The organism is Gemmatimonadaceae bacterium (assembly GCA_036003045.1).
In the GTDB taxonomy this organism is placed as follows: Bacteria; Gemmatimonadota; Gemmatimonadetes; order Gemmatimonadales; family Gemmatimonadaceae; genus JAQBQB01.
In genome coordinates, this window is the sequence record DASYSS010000042.1 from 41,986 (window position 1) to 60,265 (window position 18,280).

General features: G+C 67.0%; 21 protein-coding genes. 11 read left to right on the forward strand and 10 right to left on the reverse strand.

Annotated elements, in window-relative coordinates; genetic code table 11:
• Positions 1–58 precede the first annotated feature (58 nt).
• From VGQ44_10420 to VGQ44_10455, 8 genes are all read left to right on the forward strand, one after another.
• The gene (locus tag VGQ44_10420; protein ID HEV8447228.1) at positions 59–862 is read left to right on the forward strand and encodes a DUF92 domain-containing protein; all 804 of its coding nucleotides are present in this window, start codon (positions 59–61) and stop codon (positions 860–862) included.
• A complete protein-coding gene (locus tag VGQ44_10425; protein ID HEV8447229.1) occupies positions 859–2,064 on the forward strand; it encodes an FAD-dependent monooxygenase in 1,206 nt (401 codons plus the stop codon). Before VGQ44_10420 ends, VGQ44_10425 begins: the two co-directional genes overlap by 4 nt.
• Positions 2,065–2,070: 6 nt before the next feature.
• Complete coding sequence (locus VGQ44_10430; GenBank protein HEV8447230.1) at positions 2,071–2,547, forward strand: flavin reductase family protein; 477 nt, start codon at positions 2,071–2,073, stop codon at positions 2,545–2,547.
• A gap of 25 nt (positions 2,548–2,572) precedes the next feature.
• Positions 2,573–3,271, forward strand: a complete 699-nt coding sequence (locus VGQ44_10435) for a methyltransferase domain-containing protein (protein HEV8447231.1) — start codon at positions 2,573–2,575, stop codon at positions 3,269–3,271.
• Complete coding sequence (locus tag VGQ44_10440; GenBank protein HEV8447232.1) at positions 3,268–3,834, forward strand: SRPBCC family protein; 567 nt, start codon at positions 3,268–3,270, stop codon at positions 3,832–3,834. Before VGQ44_10435 ends, VGQ44_10440 begins: the two co-directional genes overlap by 4 nt.
• Positions 3,827–5,068 (forward strand): beta-ketoacyl-ACP synthase II, encoded by a 1,242-nt coding sequence (gene fabF, locus VGQ44_10445; protein HEV8447233.1) that lies wholly within the window; start codon positions 3,827–3,829, stop codon positions 5,066–5,068. Before VGQ44_10440 ends, fabF begins: the two co-directional genes overlap by 8 nt.
• Positions 5,069–5,176: 108 nt before the next feature.
• Entirely contained in the window at positions 5,177–5,872 is a 696-nt protein-coding gene (locus VGQ44_10450; protein ID HEV8447234.1) for an aquaporin, read from the forward strand.
• A gap of 41 nt (positions 5,873–5,913) precedes the next feature.
• Complete coding sequence (locus tag VGQ44_10455; protein HEV8447235.1) at positions 5,914–6,561, forward strand: LiaF domain-containing protein; 648 nt, start codon at positions 5,914–5,916, stop codon at positions 6,559–6,561.
• 188 nt (positions 6,562–6,749) lie between these two features.
• On the opposite strand, the gene VGQ44_10460 is transcribed toward VGQ44_10455, so the two are convergent.
• The 4 genes from VGQ44_10460 to VGQ44_10475 form a co-directional block, all read right to left on the reverse strand.
• Positions 6,750–7,292: an inorganic diphosphatase gene (locus VGQ44_10460; protein HEV8447236.1), complete on the reverse strand. Its 543-nt coding sequence runs from the start codon at positions 7,290–7,292 to the stop codon at positions 6,750–6,752.
• A complete protein-coding gene (locus VGQ44_10465; GenBank protein HEV8447237.1) occupies positions 7,289–8,350 on the reverse strand; it encodes an aldo/keto reductase in 1,062 nt (353 codons plus the stop codon). Before VGQ44_10465 ends, VGQ44_10460 begins: the two co-directional genes overlap by 4 nt.
• A complete protein-coding gene (hemB, locus tag VGQ44_10470; GenBank protein ID HEV8447238.1) occupies positions 8,347–9,336 on the reverse strand; it encodes a porphobilinogen synthase in 990 nt (329 codons plus the stop codon). The genes VGQ44_10465 and hemB overlap by 4 nt, the downstream gene beginning before the upstream one ends.
• Positions 9,337–9,763: 427 nt before the next feature.
• The gene (locus VGQ44_10475; GenBank protein ID HEV8447239.1) at positions 9,764–10,174 is read right to left on the reverse strand and encodes a VOC family protein; all 411 of its coding nucleotides are present in this window, start codon (positions 10,172–10,174) and stop codon (positions 9,764–9,766) included.
• 87 nt (positions 10,175–10,261) lie between these two features.
• On the opposite strand from VGQ44_10475, the gene VGQ44_10480 reads away from it, so the two are divergent.
• Complete coding sequence (locus VGQ44_10480; GenBank protein HEV8447240.1) at positions 10,262–10,816, forward strand: helix-turn-helix transcriptional regulator; 555 nt, start codon at positions 10,262–10,264, stop codon at positions 10,814–10,816.
• Between the two features lies 1 nt (position 10,817).
• On the opposite strand, the gene hemC is transcribed toward VGQ44_10480, so the two are convergent.
• Genes hemC through ccmA form a run of 6 tightly spaced genes read right to left on the reverse strand, consistent with a single transcriptional unit; the run spans position 10,818 to position 15,713 of the window.
• On the reverse strand, positions 10,818–11,795 hold the full coding sequence (hemC, locus tag VGQ44_10485) for a hydroxymethylbilane synthase (GenBank protein ID HEV8447241.1): 978 nt from the start codon (positions 11,793–11,795) through the stop codon (positions 10,818–10,820).
• Entirely contained in the window at positions 11,795–13,372 is a 1,578-nt protein-coding gene (cobA, locus tag VGQ44_10490) for a uroporphyrinogen-III C-methyltransferase (protein ID HEV8447242.1), read from the reverse strand. Before cobA ends, hemC begins: the two co-directional genes overlap by 1 nt.
• A 7-nt stretch (positions 13,373–13,379) precedes the next feature.
• Entirely contained in the window at positions 13,380–13,526 is a 147-nt protein-coding gene (locus VGQ44_10495; GenBank protein ID HEV8447243.1) for a hypothetical protein, read from the reverse strand.
• Positions 13,523–14,263, reverse strand: a complete 741-nt coding sequence (ccsA, locus tag VGQ44_10500) for a cytochrome c biogenesis protein CcsA (GenBank protein ID HEV8447244.1) — start codon at positions 14,261–14,263, stop codon at positions 13,523–13,525. Before ccsA ends, VGQ44_10495 begins: the two co-directional genes overlap by 4 nt.
• Positions 14,260–14,955: a heme exporter protein CcmB gene (locus VGQ44_10505; GenBank protein HEV8447245.1), complete on the reverse strand. Its 696-nt coding sequence runs from the start codon at positions 14,953–14,955 to the stop codon at positions 14,260–14,262. Before VGQ44_10505 ends, ccsA begins: the two co-directional genes overlap by 4 nt.
• A complete protein-coding gene (gene ccmA / locus VGQ44_10510) occupies positions 14,952–15,713 on the reverse strand; it encodes a heme ABC exporter ATP-binding protein CcmA (protein HEV8447246.1) in 762 nt (253 codons plus the stop codon). The genes VGQ44_10505 and ccmA overlap by 4 nt, the downstream gene beginning before the upstream one ends.
• 99 nt (positions 15,714–15,812) lie before the next feature.
• Here ccmA and acs point away from each other — a divergent pair, with 99 nt between their 5' ends.
• Positions 15,813–17,783: an acetate--CoA ligase gene (gene acs, locus VGQ44_10515; GenBank protein HEV8447247.1), complete on the forward strand. Its 1,971-nt coding sequence runs from the start codon at positions 15,813–15,815 to the stop codon at positions 17,781–17,783.
• Positions 17,784–17,856: 73 nt separating this feature from the next.
• A complete protein-coding gene (locus tag VGQ44_10520) occupies positions 17,857–18,249 on the forward strand; it encodes a hypothetical protein (protein ID HEV8447248.1) in 393 nt (130 codons plus the stop codon).
• Positions 18,250–18,280 lie beyond the last annotated feature (31 nt).

Sequence of the window (18,280 nt, forward strand, 5' to 3'; positions counted from 1 at the left end):
AAGCGGGGTTGAAAAGCGAAAGTAGCCGCGCGTCGTTGACCCTTCAAGACGCTCGCTGATGGCCGCGCGCGCCGCAATCGGATTGATGGTGGCCGCGATCATCGCGACCCTTGCGCGAGCGACTCGGTCACTCTCCCGAAGCGGCGCCGTCACCGCCACCGGACTGGGGGCGATCACCACGGCCGCCGGCTATCCCTGGGCCATCCTTCTCATCGCCTACTTCGCCGCCTCCACCTTGTTGTCACGATTTGGCGCAGCCGAGAAAGAGCGATTGACCGGCTCCATCGTGGCAAAGGGCAGCCAGCGAGACGCGAGACAGGTGCTTGCCAACGGCGGCGTGTTCGGGGTCGCGGTGCTGGGAATGCTCATTCAGCCCGGCGTCTGGTGGACGGCGCTGGCGGCGGGCGCGCTCGCCGCGTCCGCGGCCGACACCTGGGCGACCGAGATCGGGACGCGGTTTGGCGGCGTACCACGGTCGATCCTGTCCGGGCGCCCCGTCCCGGTGGGAACATCCGGCGGGGTTACGGTGATTGGAAGTCTGGGCGCGCTGGCGGGGGCGGCTTTCGTGGCCGTCGTGGCGACGGCCGTCGGGTGGACACGCCTCACAGCCGTGTCCGCGTTCGCGGGCGGCGTCGTCGGCGCGCTGACCGATTCGCTGATCGGTGCGACCGTGCAGACTCGTCGGTGGTGCGACGCGTGCGGTGTGGCGACGGAGCGTGTTCGGCACGACTGCGGCTCGCCGACGCGGGTCGCGGGCGGCATCGCCGGGTTCGACAACGACACGGTGAATCTCTTCAGCGGAATCCTGGGCGGCGCGGCCGCGACGGCTCTGTTCATGGCGATCTTTACGAATTCCAGATGAACGCAGACGTCCTCGTGGTGGGCGGTGGTCCCGGAGGTTCGTCGCTCGCGGTCGCCCTGGCGAGGCGCGGGGTAGACGTGTTGCTCGTCGATCGCGCGCGTTTTCCACGGCCGAAGCCGTGCGCCGAATACCTGAGCCCCGAGGCGTCGCGCGTGCTCGCGTCGATGGGCGCGCTCGAGCGTGTGGAGCGCTCGGGCGCGGCCGCGCTGTCGGGCGTTCGCGTCCGCGCGCCGAACGGCCTCGTGATCGCGGGCGATTTCGTGGCGCCCCACGGGTTCCGTGCCTACGCCGATCGCGGGCTGTCCGTGCGCCGTGAAGTGCTCGACGAGATCCTCTTCGACTGCGCCCGCAGTTCGGGAGCGAAGGTCGTCGAGGGAACTCGAATCACCGACCTCGTTCACGATTCCTCGGGACGCATCACGGGCGCGAATCATGGCTCGCGTGAGTCGATCGGTGCGCGATTCACGGTCGGCGCCGACGGGCTTCGATCGATCGTGGCCCGGCGCCTGGGCCTGTCGAGAACGATGCGGTGGCCGCGTCGCCTCGCGCTCGTGACGCACTACGCGGGCGTGCGCGACGTCGGTGAGCAGGGTGAGATGCACGTCGAGCGCGACGGCTACGTCGGTATCGCCGACGTCGGGCACGGCGCGACGACGGTCGCGCTGGTCGTGCCGGCCGCTCGCGCACGCGAGATCTCCGGCGATCGGACAGCATTTCTTGATTCATGGCTTCGCGCGCATCCTCACCTCGCGTCGCGCTTTTCCGGCGCCGAGCGGGTGTCGCCGGTAGTCGCGACGGGGCCGTTCGGATCGTACAGCCGGCGCGCCTGGGCTCCCGGTGCCGCGCTGGTCGGCGACGCCGCCGATTTCTTCGACCCCTTCACCGGCGAAGGCATCTACGCGGCGCTTCACGGCGGCGAGCTGCTGGCCGACGCGCTCGTCGAAGCGCTCGTCGCGAGAGACGGCGGCGAAGAAGCCCTTCGTGAGTACGACCGGGTGCGCCGCAAGGAGTTCGGCGGCAAGTGGATCGTCGAGCGGGTGATCGGCGCGGTGGTCGGCTGGCCGCCGCTCATCAACCGCGCCGCCAAGCGACTTTCGGCGAGAAAGGACCTCGCCGACCTTCTCATCGGCGTGACGGGGAATTTTGTGCCGGCGAGCGAGGTCGTCCGATGGTCGTATGTTTGGAAAGTCTTCGTCGGCTGAAAGGGGATGGATTCGGACACTTTTCGCAGCGTGCTCGGGCGGTTCGCGTCCGGGGTCACGATTCTCACGGCGTGCGACGCATCGGGCCTCGACCACGGGATGACGGTGAGCGCGTTCAGCTCGCTGAGTCTCGACCCGCCGCTCGTCTTGTTCTGCGTCGACCACACTGCGTCGATGCACGGCCTGCTCACGAGCGATCCACCGCCGTCGTGCGGGATCAGCATTCTGTCATCGAACCAAGAGGCGTGGTCGCGCCGGTTCGCCGACGAGACCGAGCAGCGCTTCGATGGGATCGCCTATTCGCGAGGAGAACGAGGGGTCGTCCTCCTCGACGACTCATTGGCTCACCTCGAGTGCACGATCACGCAACGCATCGACGCCGGCGACCACACGGTGTTCATCGCGCGCCTCGACCGCGCCGAGCCGCGGCACGGTCGTCCGCTGCTCTACTACCGCGGTGGATACGCGCAACTCGAGCGATGATCGCCGCGACGCGAGATTCGGCTCGGTGCTGACGCCCGCCCGCAGGCGCGGCGTCGAGCTCCTCGACGACCCGCGCGTCGACCCGGTCGATCGCCACCGCGCGCAGCAAGACATTCGTCGTTCGAACGTTTGGCTGGGGGGACTGCGCGCCGCGCTCGTGGAGCTTCGCGCCGTCATCGCGCCGCGCGACAACATGGTTTTGCTCGACGTCGGCACCGGACTCGCCGACATCCTCGCCGAAGCGAGCCGCGACGTGCGCAAAGCCGGCGGGACTCTGACGACGATCGGCGTCGACGGCGCCATCTCTCTGCTGGCCACGGCTCGTGGATCGACCACGGGCGTGGTCTGCGCCGACGCACTCGCGCTTCCATTTCGCGACGGCAGCGTCGACGTCGCGATGTGCTCGCAGCTGCTCCATCACTTCACCGACGCGGACATCGAGCGCCTGCTCCGCGAGCTGCACCGTGTGTCGCGGCGCGCGGTCATCGTGTGCGACCTCCGGCGCAGCTGGCTCGCGGCGGCCGGATTCTGGCTCGTGTCGTTTCCTCTCTGTTTTAGTCCCATCACGCGCCACGACGGCGTCGTGTCGGTGCTGCGCGGCTTCACGGCCGGCGAGTTGCGTCGCCATGTCAGCGCGGCGACCGGCGCGTCGCCGCGCGTGAGACGGCGGCTCGGATTTCGGCTCACGGCGCGATGGACGCGCAACGAGAAGGCGAGCGCATGACGAACGAGCCGCACGACCTCGGCCCGATGCCGACGGACCGCTCACTGAAAACCGTGGACGAGCTCGTCGTCAATGCGCCCGCCGCTCGGATCTTCGCGCTCGCCGCCGACGTCGAAGGATGGCCCACGCATCTCCCGCACTACCGCTATGTTCGCTTCGTCGAACGGCGCGCCGACGGCGGCGGAACGGTCGAGATGTCAGCCAACCGGCCATTCGGGCCACTCGACTGGCCCACATGGTGGACATCCCTGATGTCGGTGCGGACCCCGTCGAGCACGGTTCGAGGGGCGATTCGCTTTCGGCACATTCATGGCGTCACGGCGGGGATGGATGTCGAGTGGACTTTCGACCCACATGAAGCCGGCACTCGCGTCCGCATCGTACATGTGTGGAACGGGCCCCCGTGGCCGGTGATTGGTGAAATCGCGGCTCACGGAGTGATCGGCCCGGTGTTCGTGCACGGCATCGCGTCGCGCACTCTTGCCGGGCTTGGGCGAGTGGCAGAACGTAATCGCGACGCCGCGCCCGGCGTCGCTTCTTCGAGCGAGGTATCGAGTGGCTGATCGGCGACGGGTAGCGATCACTGGTATTGGCGCGCTGACGCCGATCGGCATCTCGCGCGACGCTCTCTGGCAAGGGTTGCTCGCGCGCCGCTCGGCGGTGCGTCCGGTCACGCGTTTCGACGCGTCGATCTACCGAAGCCAGATCGCCGCCGAAATCGATTTTCATGCGACGGATTTCATCGAGGAACGGAAGGTCAAGCGCCTCGATCGCTTCGGCCAATTCACCGTCGCCTGCTCGCGCCTCGCGATCGAAGACGCCCGCCTCGACATGGCCGTCGAGGACCACGAGCGCGTCGGATCGACGATGGGCAGCGCGCTCGGCGGCGTCGGGTTCGCCGAGGAACAGTTCGGCGTGTTTCTCTCGCAGGGGATCAAGAACGTCGCGGTGACATTGGCAACGAACGTCTTCGCGGGCGCCGCGAGCTGCAACGTCGCCATCGAGTTCGGAGCGCAGGGACCGAACAGCACGAACGCGATGAGCTGTGCGTCGGGTACGATGGGGATCGGCGAAGGATTCCGGCAGATTCGCGACGACTACGCGGACGTGATGATCTGCGGCGGCGTCGAGGCGCCTCTCAACCAGTTGTGCTTCGGCGCGTTCGCGCTCATTCGCGCCATGTCGACGCGCAACGACGATCCGAGCCATGCCTCGCGTCCATTCGACCGCGACCGCGATGGGTTCGTGATGGGCGAGGGAGCGGCGGTGCTCGTGCTCGAGGAGTACGAACGGGCCAAGGCGCGCGGCGCGCACATCTACGCCGAGCTGTGCGGGTACGCCTTCTGCAACGACGCGCACCACATGACGGCGCCGCGCCCGGACGGCTCGCAAGCCGCGCGCGCGATGCGCGGAGCGCTCAAGGACGCTCACGTCGAGCCGCACGAGATCCAGTACGTCAACGCGCACGGGAGCAGCACTCCGCTCAACGACCCGACCGAGACGCGGGCGATCCGGAGCGTGTTCGGCGACCACGCACCCAAGCTGCAAGTGAGCAGCACGAAGGCCTACTACGGACACGCGCTGGGCGCGTCGGGGGCGATGGAGACGGCCATCTGCGCGATGGCCCTCGAGCGCGAGTGGCTGCCGCCGACGCTCAACCTCGAGGATCCCGACGACGGCTGCGACCTCGACTACATCCCGGCTGTGGGCCGCGACTCGCGGGTCGATTACATGCTCAACAACTCGTTCGGGTTCGGCGGCATCAACGCCGCCTTGGTGCTGAAACGGGCCGACTGAGCGGCGGCAAAAAGCCGAGCATGGTATAGTTACAGCGCCGCGGCCGGACAGACCGCGGCTCACTGTTTTCCGGTACCAATTCCCCCCCCCCAAGCTCGGAACCGATCAATGAGAGACACCTGGCGGCATTTCGTGGCCGAATTCGTCGGGACGTTCGCGCTCGTGTTCATCGGGGGCGGCACGATCATCACGAGTCCGTTGGTGCAGTCACAGGCGACCGTGTTGAGCGTGGCGCTGGCCCACGGACTGATCCTCGCGTTGCTCGTCAGCGCGACGATGAACATCTCCGGCGGACATCTGAACCCCGCCGTCACGACGGGATTCCTCGTGACGAGACGGATCGACCCGATGATGGCCGTGATTCACTGGATCGCGCAGTTCCTCGGCGCCATCATCGCGGCGTACATGCTGAAGGCGCTCTTTCCCGTGGCCGTCACGAGCGTGACGCTGCTCGGCGGCCAGCGCATCTCGTCCGACACGACACTGCTGCAAGCGGTCGTGCTCGAGGCGGTCGCGACGTTCTTCCTCGTCTTCGTCGTCTTCGGCACCGCGGTCGATCCGCGCGGGCCGAAACTGGGCGGCATGGCGATCGGCCTCACGGTTGCGGCCGACATTTTGGCGATCGGACCGCTCACCGGCGGGTCGATGAATCCGGCTCGATCATTTGGTCCCGCCGTGGTGACACACGTCTTCGAGGGGCAGACCGCGTACTGGGTCGGTCCTATCATCGGCGGGATCGTCGCTGCGCTGTTATACGACCGGCTGTTCCTCCGCGACGGGCCGCCGACGGCGTCCGCAACGTAAACGGCGAGCCGCGGGGAGGGCCCGAGTCATATGTTTCAGCCATGACCGACGCTCCGCTTCCGACGCTGTCGCGCGCGCGCGAGCAGAAGATCGCCGAGCTCTCGCAGCACTTCGCCAATGACGATCTGTCGCTCGATGACCTCGAGCGACGGATCGAGCAGGTCTACAAGGCGGCCAACGTCTCCGAGCTCGACGCGATCACGTCGGATCTAAGAATGCCACAGCTTCCGGCAGTGGGACGCCCGGGCTCCGCTCCCCTGCCCGCGCGCGTCGACTACGCGAGCTCCAACTTGCCGGCACCGAGCTCGCGTCTGCTCGCCGTCATGAGCGAGTCGAAGAGGACCGGGCGCTGGCTCGTGCCGCCGCGCTTGGACGTCGTATCGCTCATGGCGGACACGAAGATCGACCTGACGCAAGCGGTCATGCCGCCCGGCGGCGCCGAGTTTCACGTGCGATCGGTGTGGGCCGCGTGCAAGATCATCGTGCCGCCGGAAATGCGCGTGATCAACGAGATGCACGCGATCATGGCGAGCGTGGTGAGCAAAGCCGATGAGATGGACCCCGAAGGCGCGACGCGCCGCGGTCCGACGCTGCGGCTCACCGGGACGGCGCTGATGGCCGAGGTGAAGGTCGTGGTGCGGCGAAAGGAAGAGTCGCTCATCGACGACGAAGACGACGAGGACGAGTAATCGCCGCCTGGCATCCACTCATACGGTGGAGTGCCGGCCACTCTTCGTCCGATCGCTTGGTGCGTTCGGCTGCGCGCTCGACGTCAGGAACGGATGCCGGACAACCGACATCAGTTTCGGCGTGCCACGACGACAGCCTTTTGATCGGGAAAATGTCGTCTCGCAACGACGCGCGCCCGACGCTTTTGCTAGGGACCCAGCCTCAGGTACGCATCATCGTACCGCACAATCGAATCCGTGATCACCTTCATCGCCTCTTCGCTCTTTCCCCACCCCTCGATCTGCACACGCTTTCCCTCGAGATCCTTGTACGTCGAAAAGAAGTACTGCACTTCCGTCAACACGTGCCGCGGAATGTCCGCGATGTCGAACATCTCTTCGTAGTACGGATCTCTGAGCGCCACCGCGAGGATCTTGTCGTCCGGTTCGCCGCGGTCGCGCATGCGGAGCACGCCGAGCGGGCGGACGTCGATCATACAGCCGGGGAAGGTCTGCTCTTTGACCAGCACGAGCACGTCGAGCGGATCGCCGTCTTCGTGCAGCGTGCGCGGAATCAGTCCGTAGTCGCCCGGATAGTGGACCGCCGAGTAGAGAACGCGATCCAGCTTGATCGTGCCGGTCTTTTTGTCGAGCTCGTACTTGTTGCGGCTGCCGAACGGGATCTCGATCACGGCCGTGATTTCTTCCGGCGGGTGCGGGCCCGGCGGAATGTCGTGCCAAAAATGGATCATGACGCTCGCGTCGCGACGCCCCCCGCGCCGGCGTCCCGTGTCATCGTCCCCTTGTACGCCATCGGCGGCTCGTCGACGCCGAAGTTGGTTGCCGCGAGCTCGGCGACGCGCTCGAGATCCGCGGCCGACAAGTCCGGCGCGTCGCTCGCCGCCGCGAATTCCGCGAGTTGCTCGTCGTCGTAGATGTTGGGCAGCGTCGTCACCACCCGCGGCTCGGCGAGCAGCCATTTGAGCGCGGCTTGGCCGAGCGTCATGCGCGTGGCGAGGAAGTCGAGCGTTTTGACTTTCTTGATGCCGTTGACGAGCCACGACCGCGGGCGATGGCGACGGTGGTCGTTTTCCGGAAATACGGTGTCCTCGGTGTACTTCCCTTCGAGCATTCCCGACGCGTGCGTCACGCGAATGTTGAAGCAGCAGTTCGGCGCGTGCGCTTTGGCCGCGTCGATCATCGCCGTGCCCGGATGCTGCTCGAGCACGTTCCAGATCATCTGGATCGTGTCGATGTCCGGCTCTCGCTCGACGAGATCGACGGCTTCGTACAACCAACCGATCGCCGGACCGAACGCCGCGCCCCATGCGCGAATCTTTCCTTCGCGCTTGAGCTGGCGGAGCGTGTCCCACAGCTCGCGGTCGAGCACGTGCTCCATCTTCGCGTTGTGCAACTGCAGCACGTCGATGTAGTCGGTCTCGAGACGCTCGAGGCACTTGTCCACGGCGAAGCGCAGAAACGCCGGATCGGTGCGCATGGGCAGCTCCGACTGTCCTCGACGCGACTTCTGCGCGGCCTCGTCGTAGATGTCGTAGCCGACCTTCGTCGCGATCACGACGTCCTGTCGACGGCCGCGGAACGCCTCGGCGATCTGCCGCTCGGCGCGGCCGTTGCCGTACGCGTCGGCGGCGTCGAAGAAGTTCACGCCGTGGTCATCGAGCGCGCGGCGCAGCATGCCGACCGCGTCGGCGTCCGTCTTGTCGCCCCACCAGCCGGTGGAGATCGTCCACGTGCCGAATCCAACTTCGCTGACGCGAATATCGGTTCCGGGAAAAATGCGATGCTTCATGTGTGAGCGCCGGAGTTGAGCAGCTTCGCGGCTTCGCGCGCGAAGTACGTGATGATCACGTCCGCGCCGGCCCGCCGAATGCCGAGGAGCGAGTCCATCATGACACGCTCCCCGTCGATCCAGCCGCGCTGGGCGGCTGCCTGAATCATAGTGTACTCGCCGCTCACCTGAAACGCGGCGAGCGGGTAGCCGGTCTCGTGCTTCACGCGGTGGATGATGTCGAGGAACGGCCCGGCGGGCTTCACCATCACCATGTCCGCGCCTTCTTCGATGTCGAGCCGCACCTCGCGCAGCGCCTCGTCCGAGTTGGCGGAGTCCATCTGGTAGCCGCGCCGGTCGCCGACCTGCGGCGTCGACTCAGCCGCTTCTCGGAACGGCCCATAAAACGGCCCGGCGAACTTCGCCGCGTAGCTCAGAATCGGCATGTCGGCGAACTCGTTCTCGTCGAGCGCCGATCGGATCGCGCGCACACGACCGTCCATCATGTCGCTCGGCGCCACGATGTCCGCGCCGGCCCGTGCGTGTGAGACCGCCTCACGCGCCAGCAGCTCCAGTGTCGCATCGTTGTCGACCACGCCGTCGTGCAGCACGCCGCAGTGGCCGTGCTCGGTGTACTCGCAGAGACACACGTCGGTGATCACGACGAGGTCGGGCACGTCCTTCTTCAGCGCGCGGACCGCCTGCTGTACGGGCGCCTCATCGTTCCACGCCTCGGAGCCCGTCGCGTCCTTGTGGTCGGGAATTCCGAAGAGAATGACGCCGCCGATTCCCGCGCGTGCCGCGATGTGTGCGTCGATCAGCATCTCGTCGATCGAGGTCTGAAAGACCCCCGGCATCGACTCGATCGGACGCCGAACCTTGGTGCCCGAGCGAACGAAGAGCGGCAACACGAGCTGCGACGGACGCAACGACGTTTCGCGCACGAGGCGCCGAAGGGACTCGGTGCGCCGAAGACGTCGAGGACGGTAGACCGGAAACTCGGGCATGGCTCAGAGAAACTAACCCGCCCTTCGACGGCGCGACTTCGCACTGCTCGATGGGCTATCCTCCGCGGACTGCTCGGGGCGGGACTGTCCTCCGCGGACCAGTGCAGTATTGCCGACACTGCCCGGCAATACTTCCTCGGCTCCGCTCCGGACAGCCCCACCCTCGCTCCCCACCGCCGCGCGCGCCTGGCATTCGCGCAGTGCCGGTCGCTCCCGCCTGTGCCGACGACTAGCGTCTTCGCCTCGCTGAGCGATCACGTTGGGTCCACTTCTCACGCGTACGCCGAGGCAGCGACGAGACGGCCCGGGGTCTGGAGCGCGAGCCGAGGCAATGCTGCCGGGCAGTGTCGGCAGCATTGCACTGGTCGCGCGGAAGACCTCGGGCGGCTCAGGCGCGTGCGTCGCGCGAGTCGCGCGGGAGAGACGATCAGAAGGAAGCAAACCCCACGACGTTGCCGCCGGGTTCGCGGACGTAGAACTCCGTCGATCCGTAGAACGTCTCGTGCTTCGCCTTCACGACCGGCGCGCCGGCGAGAGCCTGTTCCGCCGCCGAGAGATCGGCGAGCGACGCGACGGTGAGGAAGAGCGCCACACTGTGGCCGGTGAGCTCCGCGGCTTGCGCCGGGCTGTCGGCGATTACGCTGGCGCGCGTCTGGTACATGATCTCGACGCCATCCTTCTTCACGCTGGCGAAGACCAGCTTACCGTCCGGCCCAGGCACCTCGTTCGCCTTGGCGAAGCCGAGCTTCGTCGCCCAGAACTCGAGACATGGTTCGACGGCGTCGACGATCAGAACGGGAGCCAGCGTTTGCATCGTTGGCGAAGCGGCGGTCATCATTTGGCACTTGTCCGTTTGGGTTGACGACACTAGTATAAATGATACTAGTGGGCAACGTCAAGCCCGAGAATCGAAGCCCCGTCTCTCATGCCAAAGAGCCGCGCCGTCACGTTGGCCGATCTCGTGGTTCTCTCGCTGTTGTGCGAGGGGCCGCGCCATGGCTACGACCTCTGGGCCGAGCTCGAGCGACGGCAGGTCGCGAAATGGGCCAGCATCTCCAAGCCGCAGGTCTACTACTCGCTGCGCAAACTCGCCGCCGGAAAACACATCGTTTCGGCGCGCGACGACGACGCGGCGCAGGGGCCGGAGCGGCGAGTCTACAAACCGAGCGAGTCGGGGCGCCGCATGCTCTCCGACGCGTTGGCGCAGGCGCGGTGGTCGACGCAACGGCCGCCGGATCCGTTCCTCACGTGGATGGTGCTCTCGTGGCAAGCACGCCCCCGGGACTTCACAGCGCAGATCGTGCGGCGGCGAAAGTTCCTCGAGCAGCAATTGGAGGAAGACCGCGCCGCGCTCGATGCGGTCATCGCCGAGACGTCACCGACGTCCGACGCCGCGCTCGTCGTGAGACTCGGGATCAAGCAATTCGAGACCGAGCTCGCGTGGCTCGACGACGTCGCGGCTCGCCATCGCCCGGGTTGAGCTACTCGGGCTGAGGCGCCGGCAGATGCTGCGCGCGCCGTAACGAATCGAGGATCTCGTTGCCGCCGCGATGCCGCAGTTCGTTCGCCAGTCGAACGCCGGTCAACTCCGGCTCGGCCAAGTCGAGCGGCATCTGGCCGCGGACGACGCGGCGGCCGCTCACGTCCGACAGCATCCCCCAGAGAGTTCGCCCGGTCTCACTCGCCGCCGACAGCGCGCCGATCGGCACCTGGCAGCCGCCCTCGAGCGCGCCGAGGAACGCGCGTTCGGCACGGGTATCGAGCATCGTTTGGGAATCGGCGAGCGGCGCGACGACGGCGCGGGTCGCCTCGTCGTCGGCGCGGATCTGAATCGCGATCGCGCCCTGCCCCGCGGCCGGCAGCCAGTCCGGCGCCTCGAGGAGCGTCGAGATGCGCTGCGACACGCCAAGCCGATGAAGTCCGGCGGCAGCGAGGATCGCCGCGTGCACATGTCCGTCGTCGACTTTCTTGAGACGCGTCGGCACGTTTCCGCGGAGTTCCACCACTTCGAGATCGTGCCGCCGCGCGAGGAGCTGCGCGCGACGGCGCAGGCTCGACGTGCCGACGCGTGAGCCTGGCGGCAGATCGTCGAGCGAGTCGACGCCGACGACCGAACTCACGATGAGCGCGTCGCGCGGATCTTCCCGCGGCAACAGCGCGACGATTTCGAGTCCGGGCGGACTCTCCGTGGGCAGGTCCTTCAGCGAGTGAACGCAGAGTTGGACTTTGCCCTTCGCGAGGTCCAACTCGAGCTCTCGCGTGAAGAGCCCCTTTCCGCCGATCGCGGCGAGCGGCTCGTCGAGGTGCTTGTCGCCCGACGTTCGATAGGTCTTGAGCTCACTCGCCACGCCGCGCGCCTCGAGGGCGTGTTGCACCTGACGCGCCTGGCGGAGCGCGAGCTCCGATGCGCGCGTCGCGATGACGAGCGGTGCGCCGGGCGAGCGACTGGTGCGCGCCATCAGCGGGCGGCGGCCGACGCGGCGCCCGCGAAATGATCGACGATCGCGTTCACCAGGCCCGGGATCGTGGACTCGCTCGCTTCGACGACGACGTCGAGTCCGGCCGCCCGCGCCGCCTGCGTCGTCACGGGACCGATCGACGCGGCGGGCGCTTCCCTCGCCACGTCCACGCCGACGGCGTCGACGAAGTTGGTGACGGATGAGGCGGAGGTGAACGTCACGAGATCCGCGCCGTCGTTGCGCATCCTCACCGCGAGCTGCTCGGCGCCGCTTCCGTCGAGCACGGAGCGGTAGAGGTCCACACGGTCGACGACGGCGCCGAGCTCCTGAAGTCCCAGCTGCAGCGTGTCTCTCGCGCCCTCGGCCGTCGCGTAGAGGACACGCGCGCCTTTCACGTCGCGTCGTCCGTGCAGCGCGTCGAGCAGCGCCTCGGCGACAAAGCGGTCGGGTGCGACATCGACGGCGAGGCCGTGTGAGAGCAGCACATCGGCGGTAGCGGGACCGACGGCGGCGACCTTCGCTCCAGCCAGGGCGCGGGCATCCAGTCCTGCCGCGCGCAGCTCGGCCCAGAAGAATCGCACCGCGTTCTGGCTCGTGAACGCAATCCACGCGTAGTCTCTCAGGCGGCCCAGCGCGGCGCGCAACGGTGCCGGATCGAGCGACTCGATGCGCGTCGCCGGCATCTCGATCACCGAAGCGCCGGCCGCGGCGAGCCGTTCGCTGAGCGACGCCGCCTGCGAGCGCGCCCGCGTGACGACGATTCGTTTGCCGAAGAGCGGGCGCGTGTCGAACCAGGCGATTTCGTCTCGCAGCGCCACCACGTCGCCGATGATCGTGATGACGGGCGCGGAGAGCTTTTCGCGAACGGCGGTGTCGTGGAGTGTCCCGAGCGTTGCCACCACGGCTCGTTGGTGCGGGTGCGTCCCCCACTGCACCATCGCGGCCGGCGTGTCCGCGCTCAGGCCGCCGGCGATGAGCGCTTCGGCGATGCGCGGCAGAGTCTGCACGCCCATGTAGAGCACGATCGTGCCGCCGGCACGCGCCAACGCGGCCCAGTCGGTTCCACTGGCATCGCGCGCCGGATCTTCGTGGCCGGTCACGAGCGTCACGGAAGTCGCGACGCCGCGGTGCGTCACGGGAATACCCGCGTACGCGGCGGCGGCGATTCCGGCCGTGACGCCAGGAACGATCTCGAACCGAATGTCGGCGGCGGCGAGCGCTTGTGCTTCCTCTCCACCGCGGCCGAACACGAACGGGTCACCGCCTTTCAACCGCACGACACGCTTTCCCTCGCGCGCGAGGCGCACGAGCAGCGCGTTGATCTCGGCTTGGCGACTCGAATCGGCGGCGCCGCCGCGCTTCCCGACGTCGTGCAGTTCGACCGGCTCGTCGCGCTCCACCGCCGACGCGAGCGCGAGGAGCGCCGGGTTCGCGAGCGCGTCGTACACGATCGCGTCGCACATGACGAGCAACTCGCCGCCGCGAAGCGTGAGCAGTCCCGGATCGCCGGGGCCCGCGCCGACGAGATAGACGATCCCCGTGTCGCGATCCGGGCGAGCCGACGAAGATCCGGTCACGGTCCGCTCAACCGCGCGCGCCGCGACCGGCGCGCTCGAGGCGCCGACGTGCGTTCCGCGCGCGAACCGCCAGGCTCGCGAAGTACGCGAGATAGACCGCGCTCACCCACGCGTACGCCGCGTGATACCAGCTCGTGGTCTCGGGGGTGGTCATTGGCCGACTCCTTCGGCGTCGTCAGCGGCGGCGCGCAGCGTGGCGAGCCGGTAGCGTGAGACGACGAGCGCGACGCAGAGCAGCAGGAACGCGAGCGACGACACGAGGAACGTCGTTTCCATTTCCGGCGAAAGCGGCGGATTCACCAGCGCCTGCGGCTGGAGCATGATCGGCATGGGATGGAGCGTGCGGAACAGGTAGACGCTGAGATGGATGAACGGAATCAGCAACACGCCGAGGATGGCCAGCACGGCGGAGAATCGCGCGCGCATCGCCGGCGACTCGATCGCCCCCCGGAGCACGAGATACGCGGCGAAGATGAACCAGAGAAACAGCGTCGACGTGAGGCGCGCGTCCCACGTCCACCAGGTGCCCCAGATCGGCTTGGCCCACACCGGCCCGACGGTAAGGCCGACCGTGTTGAACAGGATCCCGACTTCCGCCGCGCTCGCAGCCAGGCGATCGGCGCGCTCGTCGTGCAGCCAGAGGTTGATGACCGAGCCGATGGCGACGAGGCCGTAGGCGAGGTAGCAAGCGATCCAGGCCGGAACGTGCAGATAGTAGATCTTCTGCACCGCGCCTTGCTGCGCCTCGATGGGCGTGAAGTAGATGGCGCGAACATACGCGCCCATCACGGCGAGGATCGCGACGGCGAATAGCCAGCCGAAGATTCGTTTCGGCGCGGCGTCCGGCGCGACGCGCGCATCGGCTGGAAGAGTCATGGGGGAAGTCGTCATTCTTCGAGCGTATACGGGAAGGCGATCGTGCAAGCCACGATGAACACCAAGTCGAACGCGATCAAGAGCCGGAGCCACGGCCACGCTTCGGACAGGGGGCGTCCGGCCATCACCCGCGTCGTCGCCTGCGCGGCATCCATCAAGATCGGTACGAAGAACGGCAAGCTCAGCATCGGCAGCAGCAACTCGGCCAGTCGGGTATTGACCGCCATGGCGCTGAAGAGCGTTCCGACGGCGACGATGCCCACCATTGCCAGCAGTACGATGCCCGCGACCACGGCCAACTGACCGTTGAATCGAAGATTGTAGAACACCGCAAGCGCCGGAATCGCGACCGCTTGAATCGCGCACAGAAAGAGCAAGTTCCCGACGGCCTTTCCGAGGTACACGGATTCGCGGGCGATCGGCGCGATCAGCAGCGCGTCGATCCCGCGCTCGTGTTCCTCGAGCGAAAACGCGCGTTGAAGCCCCAGCAGCGCCGAAAACGCCAGCACGACCCAGAGCACGCCGGGCGCGCGATCCTGAGGCGTGACGATCGATTCGTCCCACGTGAAGTAGAAGATCGAGAGGGCCAGAACGGCGAACACCAACGACGAGAGGAATGCCGTACGGCTGCGGAACTCGATCGCCAGATCCTTGCGAGCGATGAGCAGCGCCGCGCCGAGGGTCCCCGGCGGAGTGCGGACGCTCATGCGGTCGCGGGCGCGGACCATTCGACAACCGACGACGCCGCGTTCACGACGAGGTCGCGGTAGGCGGCGCGATACGTCACGGGGTCGATCTCCGACGCGTCGTCCTCGCGGACGAAGCGCCCGTCGAGCATGATCGCGGCCCGCGACGCCAGCGCGAGCCCTTCGTCCACGTTGTGCGTGACGAGAACGAGCGCCGCGTTCGACGCGCGGAGCGTCGCGAGCATGTCCGTGAGCGCGGCCGCGCCGGAGGCGTCGAGACCCGTGTACGGCTCGTCGAGCAGCAAAAGCGCCGGCTGATGGACGATCGACCGCGCGATCGCGACCCGCTGCTGAAGGCCGCGGCTCAGCGCGCGCACCGGCGTTCGCGCGCGATCGGAGACTCGCATTCGCTCGAGTGCGGCCATCGCCGCGTCGCGCGGCGACTTCAGTCCATACAGCTTCGCCGCGAACTCCACGTTCTCCAGCGCGGTCAACGCGCGATAGAGCATGCTCTGATGCGAGATGAGCCCGATCGACGCGCGCGACGCCGGGTCGGCGCGCAACGCGTGGCCGAGCACCCGCACGGTGCCGTTCGTCGGCGCAAGCAGCCCCGCGATCAGCTTGAGGAGCGTCGTCTTCCCCGCCCCATTCGGGCCGAAGAGCGCCAAGCTCTCGCCCGCGGCCAACGTCAGGTCGATGGCGTCGACCGCGCGTCGGCGACCGAAGTCGCGGCGCAGCGCGGCCGTCTCGACGACAAGCGAGCCGGAGGGTGAGAGCATGCCCTAAGATAAGACAAGTTCGCTCCGCTTACCCGCCGCGCCGGGCGTCCGTATTATCACGATTCTCGTCTTGCTTGCCATCGGAGATTCGGGCAGACCATGCAGAAGACCGACACCATCGAGATCGACGCACTCCTCCACGAGAATCGCAAATTCGCGCCTCCGGCGGACTTTCGCCGCGACGCGCTCGTTTCCGACAACCACCTCTACGACCAGGCGTCCGAGGATTTCTGGGCGGAGCAGGCCGGTGAGCTGGAATGGTTCGAGAAATGGACGACGGTCTGCGACTGGAAACCGCCCCACGCCAAGTGGTTCGTCGGGGGAAAGCTCAACATCTCGGTGAACTGCGTCGATCGCCACATCGCCGGGGCGCGACGCAACAAGGCGGCGCTGATCTGGGAGGGCGAGCCAGGCGACCGCCGCACGCTCACCTATTGGGATCTCTACGTCGAAGTCCAGAAGTTCGCGAACGTGCTCAAACATTTCGGCGTGACGAAGGGCGACCGTGTCGCCATCTACATGCCGCTCGTTCCCGAGGTCGCCATCGCGATGCTCGCCTGCACGCGCGTCGGCGCCATTCACTCTGTCGTGTTCGGCGGATTCTCCCCCGAGTCGCTTCGCGATCGCATCAACGACGCGAAGGCCAAGCTGTTGATCACCGCCGACGGCGGCTATCGACGGGGCGGGCTCGTGCCACTCAAGCGGAACGCCGACAAAGCGCTCGAGGACTGTCCGAGCATCGAGAACGTCGTCGTCGTCGCGCGGCGCCGCGGATCGACCGACGACGACGCCTTCGCGCACATGAAGGACGGCCGCGACCACTGGTGGCACTCGGTGATGCGCGACGCGCCCGTGCACTGCGAGCCCGAACGCATGGACGCCGAGGACGTGCTCTACATCCTCTACACGTCGGGCACCACGGGAAAACCGAAGGGAATCGTCCACACGACCGGCGGATATCTCGTCGGCGTGACGACGACCACGAAGCTCGTCTTCGACCTCAAGGAAGACGACGTCTTCTGGTGCACGGCTGATGTGGGCTGGGTCACCGGGCACTCGTATCTCGTCTATGGACCGCTCTCGAACGGCGCGACGTGTGTGATGTACGAAGGCGCCCCGGATTGGCCCGAGAAGGACCGCTTCTGGGGCATCTGTGAGCGGCTCGGTGTCACGATCTTCTACACCGCCCCGACGGCGATTCGCGCCTTCATGAAGTGGGGCGACCAGTGGCCCGAGGGTCACGACCTCTCTCGGCTCCGACTGCTCGGTTCGGTCGGCGAGCCGATCAATCCCGAGGCGTGGATGTGGTACCACGAGAAGATCGGCGCGGGACGTTGCCCCATCGTCGACACGTGGTGGCAGACCGAGACCGGCGCGATCGTCATCTCTCCCCTGCCCGGCGTCACCGAGACGAAGCCCGGCAGCGCGACGATCCCGCTTCCCGGCTACAGCGCCGCGCTCCTCAGCGCGAAGGCGCACGAGATCGATGTCGGCGGCGGACTGCTCGCTCTCACCCAGCCGTGGCCCTCGATGCTCCGCACGATCTGGGGCGACGACGAGCGTTACGTGCAGACATACTTCTCGAAGTGGCCCGGGCGGCCCGACCTTTATTTCCCCGGCGACGGCGCCAAGCGCGATGAAGACGGCTACTACTGGATTCTGGGCCGCGTCGACGATGTGTTGAATGTCGCGGGACATCGCATCGGAACAATGGAAGTCGAATCGGCGCTCGTCGAACACCCCGCCGTCGCCGAGGCCGCTGTCGTCGGCCGCCCACACGAGCTCAAGGGGCAGGCGCTCGCGGCGTTCGTGACGCTTCGCGAGGGGTTCCATCAAAGTCCCAATCTGCGCGACGAGCTAAGAAACTTTGTCGCCGAGAAAATTGGCGCGATTGCCAAGCCGGATGACATCCTCTTTTCGGCGGACCTCCCGAAGACGCGATCGGGCAAGATTATGCGCCGTTTATTGCGAGATATCGCTACAGGACAGGCCCTGGGTGACACGACGACGCTCGCCGATCCGAATGTGGTCGCGGCACTCAGGGACCAATACGAGGCGCAAGAAAGCTGAACTCGGTGCATGAATCCGATACACCTTGTGGCTGAATCCGCTGCCGATCGTCTTGGGCTTAGATTCAACGCATATGTTCGCCTTCATACGGAACCTGTTTCCGGACCGGATATTCCGGCATAAGCTCGAGCCCGCGGCTGAACGCCGGCTGGGTTTGGCGCAGGCGCGCGCCGAAGAGGCGATCATTCGTACGCACGTCGACAACGCGCTGATGTTCGTGGATACGCTGGCCGAGGATATGACCTTCGACCGGGCGATCGACAGCTATATCCGCGAGATGGCGATTCCGGAACCGCTCGCGAGCACGGTCGCGACACGCACGCTGGTGATCCTCGGGCAGGATCTCGTCCCCTACCGCCGCCGCGCGCTCGAGTCGGCCGACGAAGCCGAAGAACGCCCCCGCCTCCGCCTCAACGACGCGTCTCAAGGCCGGGCGCCTCAACAGCGGACGATCAAGCGCGCGTAGTCTCGCTCCGCCCTGACAAAACTGCGTCACC

Coding starts and splice junctions, on each gene's coding strand:
- VGQ44_10420 (HEV8447228.1), top strand. CDS start 59: ATGGCCGCGCGCGCCGCAATCGGATTGATGGTGGCCGCGATCATCGCG.
- VGQ44_10425 (HEV8447229.1), top strand. CDS start 859: ATGAACGCAGACGTCCTCGTGGTGGGCGGTGGTCCCGGAGGTTCGTCG.
- VGQ44_10430 (HEV8447230.1), top strand. CDS start 2,071: ATGGATTCGGACACTTTTCGCAGCGTGCTCGGGCGGTTCGCGTCCGGG.
- VGQ44_10440 (HEV8447232.1), top strand. CDS start 3,268: ATGACGAACGAGCCGCACGACCTCGGCCCGATGCCGACGGACCGCTCA.
- VGQ44_10450 (HEV8447234.1), top strand. CDS start 5,177: ATGAGAGACACCTGGCGGCATTTCGTGGCCGAATTCGTCGGGACGTTC.
- VGQ44_10455 (HEV8447235.1), top strand. CDS start 5,914: ATGACCGACGCTCCGCTTCCGACGCTGTCGCGCGCGCGCGAGCAGAAG.
- VGQ44_10460 (HEV8447236.1), bottom strand. CDS start 7,292: ATGATCCATTTTTGGCACGACATTCCGCCGGGCCCGCACCCGCCGGAA.
- VGQ44_10465 (HEV8447237.1), bottom strand. CDS start 8,350: ATGAAGCATCGCATTTTTCCCGGAACCGATATTCGCGTCAGCGAAGTT.
- hemB (HEV8447238.1), bottom strand. CDS start 9,336: ATGCCCGAGTTTCCGGTCTACCGTCCTCGACGTCTTCGGCGCACCGAG.
- VGQ44_10475 (HEV8447239.1), bottom strand. CDS start 10,174: ATGATGACCGCCGCTTCGCCAACGATGCAAACGCTGGCTCCCGTTCTG.
- VGQ44_10480 (HEV8447240.1), top strand. CDS start 10,262: ATGCCAAAGAGCCGCGCCGTCACGTTGGCCGATCTCGTGGTTCTCTCG.
- hemC (HEV8447241.1), bottom strand. CDS start 11,795: ATGGCGCGCACCAGTCGCTCGCCCGGCGCACCGCTCGTCATCGCGACG.
- VGQ44_10495 (HEV8447243.1), bottom strand. CDS start 13,526: ATGACCACCCCCGAGACCACGAGCTGGTATCACGCGGCGTACGCGTGG.
- ccsA (HEV8447244.1), bottom strand. CDS start 14,263: ATGACGACTTCCCCCATGACTCTTCCAGCCGATGCGCGCGTCGCGCCG.
- VGQ44_10505 (HEV8447245.1), bottom strand. CDS start 14,955: ATGAGCGTCCGCACTCCGCCGGGGACCCTCGGCGCGGCGCTGCTCATC.
- ccmA (HEV8447246.1), bottom strand. CDS start 15,713: ATGCTCTCACCCTCCGGCTCGCTTGTCGTCGAGACGGCCGCGCTGCGC.
- acs (HEV8447247.1), top strand. CDS start 15,813: ATGCAGAAGACCGACACCATCGAGATCGACGCACTCCTCCACGAGAAT.
- VGQ44_10520 (HEV8447248.1), top strand. CDS start 17,857: ATGTTCGCCTTCATACGGAACCTGTTTCCGGACCGGATATTCCGGCAT.